7 protein-coding genes and 1 pseudogene are annotated in these 10166 nt (G+C 39.5%); 5 read left to right on the top strand and 3 right to left on the bottom strand.

The window, feature by feature from the left end; all coding sequences use genetic code 11:
• The 3 genes and pseudogenes from IIC38_18470 to IIC38_18460 form a co-directional block, all read right to left on the bottom strand.
• Positions 1-229, bottom strand: a 229-nt coding sequence (locus IIC38_18470; GenBank protein ID MCH8127911.1) for an RDD family protein, incomplete at its 3' end; no start/stop codon positions are given.
• Positions 230-347: 118 nt separating this feature from the next.
• Positions 348-500: pseudogene (locus tag IIC38_18465) on the bottom strand (dUTP diphosphatase).
• Positions 497-1330, bottom strand: a complete 834-nt coding sequence (locus tag IIC38_18460; protein ID MCH8127910.1) for a hypothetical protein — start codon at positions 1328-1330, stop codon at positions 497-499. The pseudogene IIC38_18465 and the gene IIC38_18460 overlap by 4 nt, the downstream one beginning before the upstream one ends.
• 591 nt (positions 1331-1921) lie before the next feature.
• Here IIC38_18460 and IIC38_18455 point away from each other — a divergent pair.
• From IIC38_18455 to IIC38_18435, 5 genes are all read left to right on the top strand, one after another.
• Positions 1922-2812, top strand: coding sequence for an ATP-binding cassette domain-containing protein (locus tag IIC38_18455; protein ID MCH8127909.1), 891 nt, complete (start codon positions 1922-1924; stop codon positions 2810-2812).
• 168 nt (positions 2813-2980) lie between these two features.
• A complete protein-coding gene (locus IIC38_18450) occupies positions 2981-6466 on the top strand; it encodes a hypothetical protein (protein MCH8127908.1) in 3486 nt (1161 codons plus the stop codon).
• A gap of 347 nt (positions 6467-6813) precedes the next feature.
• Positions 6814-8241, top strand: a complete 1428-nt coding sequence (locus IIC38_18445; GenBank protein MCH8127907.1) for a TolC family protein — start codon at positions 6814-6816, stop codon at positions 8239-8241.
• A 297-nt stretch (positions 8242-8538) separates the two neighbouring features.
• Positions 8539-9594, top strand: a complete 1056-nt coding sequence (locus IIC38_18440; protein MCH8127906.1) for an efflux RND transporter periplasmic adaptor subunit — start codon at positions 8539-8541, stop codon at positions 9592-9594.
• A 138-nt stretch (positions 9595-9732) separates the two neighbouring features.
• Positions 9733-9885, top strand: coding sequence for a four helix bundle protein (locus IIC38_18435; protein MCH8127905.1), 153 nt, complete (start codon positions 9733-9735; stop codon positions 9883-9885).
• The last annotated feature ends 281 nt before the right edge of the window (positions 9886-10166 follow it).

Below are 10166 nucleotides of genomic sequence, written 5' to 3'. Positions count from 1 at the left end.
TTGTAAGAGATACTGCTGTTATGATTTCAACAACAGAAGGATTAGAACTGAGGTAAGAATACATCTGAGAAAAGCCTGATTCTTCCTGAACCAATACCCTAAGCAGAGGCCTGAATGGGATCAGGAGAACAAAGTTTATGATGAACAGGTCGATAAAAAACGCGGCAATCCTTTTCCATAGCGGGGCTGTGCCGACATATTCCCTTTCTTTAGGCAGGTTCAGCTTCATTTTTAGCGTATGTAATCCAGATCTGCGCCGCCAATATTCTTTAATTTCTTGAGCGCCATTGTCTTTGAAACTTCATTTAATTGCTCGGATTTTTTCAGGATTTCGGATTCTATATCTTTTATTTCCCTGTCGAGCCAAAACCTTCTTTACCTCTTGCTGTCTTAGGGAGATTTTTAACCTCTTTAAGTTTTCCTTTTGCTATCGGGCATAAAATCATTTGAGCAATCCTGTCACCTGATTTTACTACAAATGATTTTTTACTCAAATTTATTCAGAGGCTAATTGCACCACCGCCCAAACTTTCAATGGCTGTGGGGCTTCTCTACCACCAGAACCACCCATCCCACCACCTCTACCTCCCTGTCCACCACCACCACGCCTTCCTCCACCCCCTATACGATCTCGTCCGCCACCCATGCCACCGCTACCCATTCGATCACCCATCATTCCCCGGTCCATTTCCTGGGTTTCCAAACCGATCCCAATTAGACTTCCCGGTTCAATATTGATTGCATAATTGTATAAACCCTCTGCTTTTAATGGAAGTTTTAGTTCGTAAACAAAACTTCCCCGTGATGGATTTGCTTTCACTTCCAATCCTTGAATTTCCGAAACTCCAAGTCTCGTTCGATCTCCATCATCAGGTCCAAGGATTTCCAGTTCGTACATTGCCTGGAAGAAAATATCCTCCATTTGTGCCTGGTTTCGTTCTTCCCTCATTTCGCGCATGGACATCCCGGATTCTGTCATTCCTATTGGAAAACGGATGCCAAAAGTTTTTTTCTTGCCGCCTAGTGGATCTAACCAGAGGGTAAAACCCATAAACATCATCTGGCTTCTAATTTGGCGATCGTTTGTTACTAAACTAAGGTATAAATATTCCGCATCATTCATCAATCCGACCGAAATTTTATCCTTTTCTAATAACTGCATTTGACCCGACCAATCATCATAATTTCCATCAATAATAATCTCCCGATCCAATGAGGGACTTTCCAGGTTTAACTTTTTACACGCGGACAATGCCGGTATCATCAACAGAAATACAAATGCTGGCTTTACTAAATTAGGAATTGTGGATTTTATGTTTAGTGTTTTCATTAAATCCTCCGGATGAAATTTTGTTTATGATTTATTCTCATACCATTACATTAATGGAAATAAATAGGTTCATAATAATTTATCAGCGTATTTTGGGTTTAATACTATCAAATACCTGATTAGAATAGAATTTTGTGATGAACACCGTTTAGAAGGGACAGTAAGAGTGATTATGGGCCAGACTTTGAAAAATAACAAGTACTGATGTGAAACTTTGTTTTTTGAACAAACTTTTTATTAGCTGTATTTTCTTTTTTGACAGGATTAACTAGATATACTAGATTATTATCCTGATAATCCTGTTTATCCTGTCTAAAAATGAACATCTAGATCATGGTTAATGCAGGTTAGTTAACACTGGTTCATTGTTTTTATTATTCCGTCCCTGAAGTCCTGCATCCTATCCCACTATAACGCCGCTAATCCCAAACTTTGAACGCAATGCCAACCAAGTTTGTATTCATGTCCGTATATAATGTTGCTATCAATTATTTTTTGCTTAGTTAAGGCTTGACTTAGCTTTGCATACATGTTAATTTTACGCTGAAGTCAAAATAAAAATCTAAAAGAAGTTTAAGAGTAAAAACAATAGTGAAGATCACAATCGAAGGCCTAAACAAAGTTTACAACCGCACAAATCATGCAATAAAAAACATCAATTTACAGATCGATAGTGGCATGTTTGGATTATTAGGGCCCAATGGCGCCGGCAAAACAACCCTGATGCGGATATTAGTAACCCTGATAAAACCGACTTCAGGGGTTGTAAAAGTGAACGATCTGGATTTACAGAAAAATCGACGTGAAATTCGCGCCATGTTAGGTTACCTGCCGCAAGAATTTCATTCCTTTTCGAAACTAAAAACCTGGGAGTTTTTGGATTATGTCGCTCGCCTGGTAGGATTAAAAGAAAAAGCGAAGCGTAGAAATGCTGTGGATGAATTGCTGGAACAGGTCGGTCTCTTTGATGTCCGGGATCGACAGGCAAATAAACTGTCGGGGGGGATGAAACGTCGGTTGGGTATTGCCCAGGCGTTGATTGGAGAGCCTAAAGTGGTGATCGTCGACGAGCCGACAACAGGGTTGGACCCCGAAGAGAGAATAAAATTCAGAAACTTGCTTGCCAATATGAGCCGGAAAGATATCATCATCATCCTATCTACTCATATTATTGGAGATATCTCAAGCACATGCCGCAATATGGCATTGTTGAATGAAGGTGAGATCGTTTTCCAGGGAGCACCGGATGAGTTAATTGAGCAAGCAAAAGATCATGTCTGGCAAGTTGATGCATTGGACAATGAGCTGGAGACCCTGAAAGAAAAATTCCCAGTGATTTCAACAGTCCCTACAGACAGAGGTTGGGAAGTTCAGCTGGTTGCTGATGAACTCGATGGCTATAAAGGCAAAAAGATCGAGCCTAATCTGGAGCATGCTTATGTCTATTTTATGGAGTTTGGTATTGATCAGAAAGTCAATTAAAATCACCCTGAGCTCGGGGTTGAAGGGTGGTACGACTTTCTAAAGAATAACATTCTTCGGCTCCGCTCTGTATGGCTTGATTTTGTCATACTTACCTTTTTAACCTGCTCGGAGCAATGATTCAGAATATAACATTCGTAGAATTTAACTTTATAAAGGAATTAAACCATGCTGTCTATATTTAACATTTTGACAGTTGCTCGATATGAAATCAAGACGCTTTTAAGGGGTTGGTTTTTTCGTGTTTTTGCGGTGTTTTCAATTGTCACCCTGGTTATTCTTAACCTGCTCGTTTTGACGGATATTGGATTTGCTCGATGGATGTTTCGTGGAATCCCTTCCTCTATTCCTTATATGAACTTATTATTGTTAAATGTTGTGCAGGCAGTTATTGCAGTTTTCCTGGCTTCCGATTTTTTGAAGAGGGATAAAAAGCTTGACACCACCGAAGTCGTTTATATGCGGTCAATGACAAACGGCGATTACGTTTTCGGCAAAACCGTTGGTATCTTGTTTGTTTTTGCATTATTGAATCTGGCTGTGTTGCTAATTTCCGCTATTTTTAATCTTCTTATCACTGATGTACCCTTTAATCCAATGCCATACATCTATTATCTTTTGCTACTCAGTATTCCGACACTGATTTATATTTTTGGCTTATCCTTTTTGACTATGTCCCTGATCCGTAACCAAGCTGTTACGTTCATTCTGCTTCTGGGTTATATTGCCTCAACTCTTTTTTTATTCGATCAGAAACTCTATCATTTATTTGATTATATGGCATTCAATGTGCCATTGTTGTATTCAGATTTCATAGGCTTTGGCAACCTGGATAGTATCCTCCTCCATCGCGGGATTTATACTTTTCTGGGGCTGAGTTTTATCTTTGCGACTGTCTACCTGTTAAAACGATTGCCGCAATCCAGGCTATTAACTCGATTTTCCCTGGTAGCTTCTATCCTATTCTTTTTTGCAGGTTTGACGATGGCAAATATATATGTGTCAAAATTTTCTGAAGGTAAAAATCTGCGACAAGATATGGTTGAAATCAACAACAAACTCTATGATGAGCCTGTTGTTTCGACTCTATCCTCTGACATCGATTTAATCCACGCAGGTAATGGAATCCAGGTAAAAGCTAATCTAATCATTCAAAATAACACATCTCAAATCATCGATCGCTACATTTTCAGTCTTAATCCCGGCTTAACTGTGCAGAGGGTTAAGGCGGATTCACGAGAGTTAGACTTTACGAGGGAAATGCACATACTGTCGGTTACTCCTTTCGAGCAGCTTTTACCTCAGACAACGGATTCATTAACAATCAGTTATAGCGGTACAATTAATGAGGAAGCCAGTTACTTAGATGTAGAAAACGCCGTACGGGAAAAGAACTTTCACTTGGGCATTATTAATGTGGATAAGCGTTATGCTTTCGTCTCTGCAGATTACGTTCTTCTTTCGCCCGAAAACTTGTGGTATCCAATTCCTGGCGTTACATATAGCTCCAATCATCCCGAGTACCACAATCAGGAATTTGTCCGATTTCAATTGACTGTCGAGACGAAAAACGCATTAACTGTGATATCCCAGGGAGCGGGGACAAGGCTTGAAAATGGTAAATACTCATTCAAACCTGAGAATCCGTTAACGCAATTGTCTTTGGTTATTGGTCCTTATGAAAAGCGTTCCATAATGGTTGATTCCGTTCATTTCAATTTGTTTACATTAAACAGACATAATTATTTTATGCCCTATTTTGATGAGCTGGGAGATACTCTTGCGTCTATTATCAGCGAACTCAAGCAGGATTATGAGCGAGATCTGAACCTGGCGTACCCGTTTCCGAGATTATCACTTGTGGAAATTCCTATTCAATTCAGGACCTACGCAAGAATGTGGACCATCAGCCGCGAGACAGTACAGCCGGAAATGGTATGGCTACCGGAAAATGGCATACTCCTCACTGGAGCTGATTTCAAACAAGGATTACGCCAGGAACAAAGACGAATTGAGCGCAGTAACCAGGCCGTACTTCCCCAGGAGATACAGAGAAGAATATTTAATCGTTTCGTACTTTCGACATTTTCCAATAGCGCAAATCTTTCACGATTTTTCTTAGCGCGAGGCGCCTTTGCTGGAAGAGGCAGGCAAGGTGGTGGCCGTAATAACCAGGGATCTACGGCAGGAGCCACAATTACCGCTGCAACCGCACCGATTCTCTTTGGCAGTCCGGATATTTCTGAAAACGATTATTCGATTTATCCGAACTACTACACATTTGTGAACCATCTGAAATCCGAACGTTGGCCGATTTTAAATATCGCCTTTGAAACTTATTTAAAGGGTGGATCAAATAATCTTGCCAGTACTTTCCTGCGAGGAATGACCGGACTGAATGATGAAGAAAAAGCCAATTTGGCACTTATGGATAAAAGTTTGATCGAATTGTTGTCAGACCAATCAAATCGGGAAGTCGCTTACAATGCATTAAAGTCAAAGGGTAATTATCTTTTTACATTGATTCAGGGTAAAATTGGAACGGAAGAATTTCAGGACTTCCTAAATGAAATATTGGCTGAATATAAATTTCAAGCATTGGATTTCGAGACATTCAATGGGATGTTACAGGAACGTTTCCAATTGGACTTAGCAGCAGATATAGAAGCATGGGTTAACGATAGGCAATTACCTGGATTCTTAGTCAGCGATGTAATTGGTTACAAAGTTCTGGATATCGACAGAACCCGATACCAGGTAAAATTTAAGGTTACAAATCCTGAACCGGTAGGAGGATTGTTGGTGGCCTCATTTCGAACCTCTGGCAGGGGTGGATTCGGTGGAGGTGATCGAGGCGGCCGTGGACGCGGTGGTGGGCGTGGCTTTGGTGGCGGAGGCAGCCAACCTGCTATTGAAAAAATCATTCAAATAGGTGCTAATGAAACCAAAGAAATTGGTATCGTTCTCGACGACATGCCGCGTTTAATGACCATCAATACATTAATCTCTCAAAACCTGCCTGCTGTTTTGACCAGGTTTTTTGACGAGTTTGAATTGGTACGATCGGCAAAACCATTCGATGGCCAACGAATCCTCGACTATTCCATCTCACCAACAGCTTCAGACGAAATCATCGTTGATAATGAAGATCCCGGTTTTAAGATATTTAATACATCTTCGCAAAGTTTTCTCCAGGGATTAGTCAAGAATATGTCTTCTCAAAGTGAAGTAAAATACGCCGGTATTCAATTCTTTCAACCCTCTAAAAAATGGCAGGCAACGACACAATCAAATTTTTATGGCAGATATATTCACTCCGCTTATTATATCGAATCGGGCAATGGCGATAAGAAAGTTGCATGGAATGTTGTTTTGCCGGAAAGCGGGAATTATGACGTCTATAGTTATACTGTAAACATCAGACAAAGAAGATTTAGGGGGCAGAGCCAAAACCAGACAAAGGATAAATATCAGTTTCTGGTGTATCATGATGACGGCGTCGATGAGCCAATAATAAACTTAGCAGAAGTTGAAAATGGCTGGAATTTTTTAGGGACTTATTATTTTTCAGCCGATTCAGCAAAAGTTGAATTAACCAATAATTCAGAAGGCAGAATCGTCATTGCGGATGCTGTTAAGTGGGTGAAGAGATGATTCTAAAAGATAGCACAAAATCACCTTAGCTTGCGACAGAGTTGAACTCCATTGCGCAGTGGACTTGCATCGTGGAGTTGCCATCGACCTTGCTCGGGACAAACGCAACTCCTCGACGTGCATGGAATTAGATATAGTGAAAGGATAGGTCGCAATTGATAAAAATGATCTTAAATCTACAAGATAAGAGGTTATGTGAAAACAAGGAAGGAGTATTATTTAGCTTGAAATGGAGTGGTAACCGATGTTCAAAAATCCTAAGAATGTCACATCCGAGCGCTTACCCGGTAAAAACGTACAGGCACAAGTTTATCGTGGACCTATTTTTGGTTCATTTTGTTTTATTTATGGCACTATTTTTATCTAACTCTGGTTCTGCCCAAACAGTATTGACATTAGAAAATGCTCTAAATATCGCTTCGGAAAATAGCCCGGATATCAAACGCTCATTCTTAAATCTGGAAAGAAATCGAGAATCACTGAATGCACAAAATGCTGCCCTGAAATCGAATTTTTCCCTGTCGGTAACACCGTTTGATTTCAGTAGAGATCGGCAGTTCAATAGCCTGTTTTCTATCTGGAGTACCAGCGAAACCAAGCAATCTTTGGGAACGTTTAGGATCACCCAGCCTATCAAATGGTCGGATGGTACTCTGTCCTTGGTCAACCGATTTTCCTGGCAAGACGCCTTTAGTGATTTTCAGGGTGTACGAACAAAATCCTTCACTAATAATTTTTTTCTGAGCTTCGATCAGCCCATCTTTACTTATAACAGAACGAAACTTGATTTACAGGCACTAGAGTTGAATTTAGAAGATGCATCTTTAAGTTACTCGATTCAGAAGCTGGCCTTGGAGAGAAATGTGACGCAAGGATTTTATAATGTGTTTCAAAACCAGATGAGCGTGCAAATAGCCAATGAAGAATACATCAACCAGCAATCCAGTTATGAGATCATCAAGAATAAAGTAGATGCGGGAATTTCAGCAAAAGAAGAGCTTTACCAGGCGGAATTGAATCTTGCAACCAGCAAATCCAATTACCAAAACCAGCAAGTATTGTTGGAAAATGCAAAAGATCAATTTAAGCAACTCATTGGAATATCGTTGTTTGATGAAATTTCGGTGATTGCAGATGTGTCTCACGTGTCAGTAGAGGTCGAATTACAGAAAGCCATCGATCATGGAATTAGCAAAAGGATGGAGCTGCGACAAAGGGAAATCGATATAGAAAACTCACAATTTGATTTGATCAGAACATCGGCGACAAACGAATTTCAAGGAAATGTATCTTTATCGGTTGGACTTTTTGGCGACAATGAGCAATTTAACGATATCTATTCGAATCCCACAAACAGCCAGCAGATTGCGTTATCAGTGGAAATCCCATTGTGGGATTGGGGTGAAAAAAAATCACGTATGAAATCTGTCGAGGCGGTGGTTAAGGCCAACGAGCTTGGATTAGAAGATGAGAAGAACAATATCATCATTGCGATCAGGAGTGTTTACCGAAATCTGCAAAACCTGGAAAATCAAATTGAAATTGCGCGGCAAAATGAAAGAAATGCCCAGCTGACTTATGAAATTAATCGTGAACGTTATGAAAATGGCGATCTCACCAGTATGGATTTGAATTTGTTTCAAACCCAACTTTCTGAGAAGAAAATTGCACTAGTCAATGCTTTAATAAATTATAGAATCGAGTTATTGAATTTGAAAATCCAGTCGTTATGGGATTTCGAGAAGAACAGATCTGTGGCTCCAGATAGATTGTAAATTCGGAAAACTACTGAATAAAAATGAAAGAAATATAAATCAAATTTAATGTCATTTTGATTCCACTTATTGCAGAATAATTTCATGATCTTATTGGTCTGTCATTCCCGCATGCTTTAAGCGGGAATCTTGTTTCACAAAACCTTAGATCCCGATAAACTTGTGCCCGTACGCTTTTAACAGGTAAGCATTCGGGGATGACACAGTGGTAGTACTGTGTTGATCTAAAAAGACACAAACATGACAGTATGATTGTAGAGTTGAAAATTGTAGATTTATTTGAGAGGTAAGGAGCTTATAGTGTATAAAAGGAATTTCTGCTTATTTATCAGCTTTATTATTTTAGCCGGATGCGCTTCGGATGAAGTCTCATTGGATACTGAGATTTCTATTCCGGTGTCAGTAGAAGAAATCAAAAATAAACCTATCGAACAATATATCGATGCGACTGGAACGGTATATTCAACTGAGGAAGTAACTTTAAAGTCTGAAATTTCCGGCTATTACAAATTATTAACCAATCCTAAAACACGCCTGCCTTACGCCCTGGGAGATTTAGTGGAACAAGGCCAGGAGATCATTCACCTGGAAGATGCTGAATTTGAGAATAACATCAAACTCGAATCTCAGGTGCTTAATTTAGACATTTCGAAACGGGAATTCGACAAGCAAAAATCACTTTATGATAAAGGTGGTGTAACCCTTCGTGAATTAAAAAATGCTGAAATGGATTACATCAACGCCAAGTATTCTTACGAGAACGCGGGCATCCAGTTGGCCAAAATGAAAATAAAAGCGCCGTTTAGTGGTGTCATTGTGGAATTGCCATATTATACCAACGCTACCAGGATTGATGTGAATTTGTTGATGGTTAAGATCATGGATTACAGCCGCTTGTACATGAATGTTAACCTTTCTGATAAATACCTCAATGATGTAAAATTAGGTCAATCGGTTCGTTTAATAAATTACACATTACCTGATGATACTCTGATGGGTAAAATTACCCAGGTTTCGCCTGCGATCGATCCGGATACTCGCACTTTCAAAACATCGCTAACCATCGATAATCTGGATTGGTTGATGCGCCCGGGAATGTTTGTCAAAGCAGAAGTGATCATAGCAAGAAAAGACAGTGTGATCGTAATACCGAAAGACATTCTTCTGGCCAAACAAAGAGGAAAGACAGTTTTTATTGTCGAACGAGGTGCAGCCCGAGAACGTGTTATTACAACAGGATTGGAAAATCCAACCGAGGTTGAGGTCACCAACGGATTACGACTGAATGAGCGGTTAATCATTAAAGGGTTTGAGACGTTGAGGAATCGATCCAAAGTGAAAATAATACAGTAGTTAGGCAGATAGAGGATAGACGATAGACGATTGACGATTGACGATTGACGATGACGAATAAAATAACAAATCACAAATAAATCTCAAATTCAAAAAATCAAATTACCAAACAGAATCCAGTAGGACTTAGGAAGTTAGATGAAAAGGGCAGCCATTTCAATTCCTTCCAATATTGCAGAAGGCAGCAGTCGCGAAAGTGATAAAGATTTTAAGCGATTTTTAGAAATAGCCTTAGGTGCGGCGTTTGAACTGGAAACGCAATTGCTGATTTTTAAAGCAGCAACAAATTAACTTGGATAATTCATAAACCTTATCACTGTCATCCAGAAGGGATCTATTTTGCAACTATTTTATACTTACAATTATGCTTTTTAATTTTATGGAAATAGATCCCGTTACGCGACGGGATGACACTTTTGAAACTTCAAGCTTAATACTATAATTCATGAATAGATCAGGTTAACTGATCCAACCTCTCTTAAGAATTTATTTGAACAATTGAATGAAGAACAAAAAATGATCAGTGGATTTATGAAGAAGTTAGATGTTAGAAGCCTAGCCGTGAAAAGAAC

The sequence above is a fragment of the candidate division KSB1 bacterium genome, from assembly GCA_022566355.1.
In the GTDB taxonomy this organism is placed as follows: Bacteria; Zhuqueibacterota; JdFR-76; order JdFR-76; family DREG01; genus JADFJB01.
The sequence above is the reverse complement of the archived record's forward strand: the minus strand, read 5'-3'. Positions and strand labels throughout refer to the sequence as shown.

What these genes read in the sequence shown, in the direction of transcription:
- IIC38_18435 (MCH8127905.1), top strand. Translation starts at nt 9,733, where the DNA reads ATGAAAAGGGCAGCCATTTCAATTCCTTCCAATATTGCAGAAGGCAGC.
- IIC38_18460 (MCH8127910.1), bottom strand. Translation starts at nt 1,330, where the DNA reads ATGAAAACACTAAACATAAAATCCACAATTCCTAATTTAGTAAAGCCA.
- IIC38_18450 (MCH8127908.1), top strand. Translation starts at nt 2,981, where the DNA reads ATGCTGTCTATATTTAACATTTTGACAGTTGCTCGATATGAAATCAAG.
- IIC38_18445 (MCH8127907.1), top strand. Translation starts at nt 6,814, where the DNA reads ATGGCACTATTTTTATCTAACTCTGGTTCTGCCCAAACAGTATTGACA.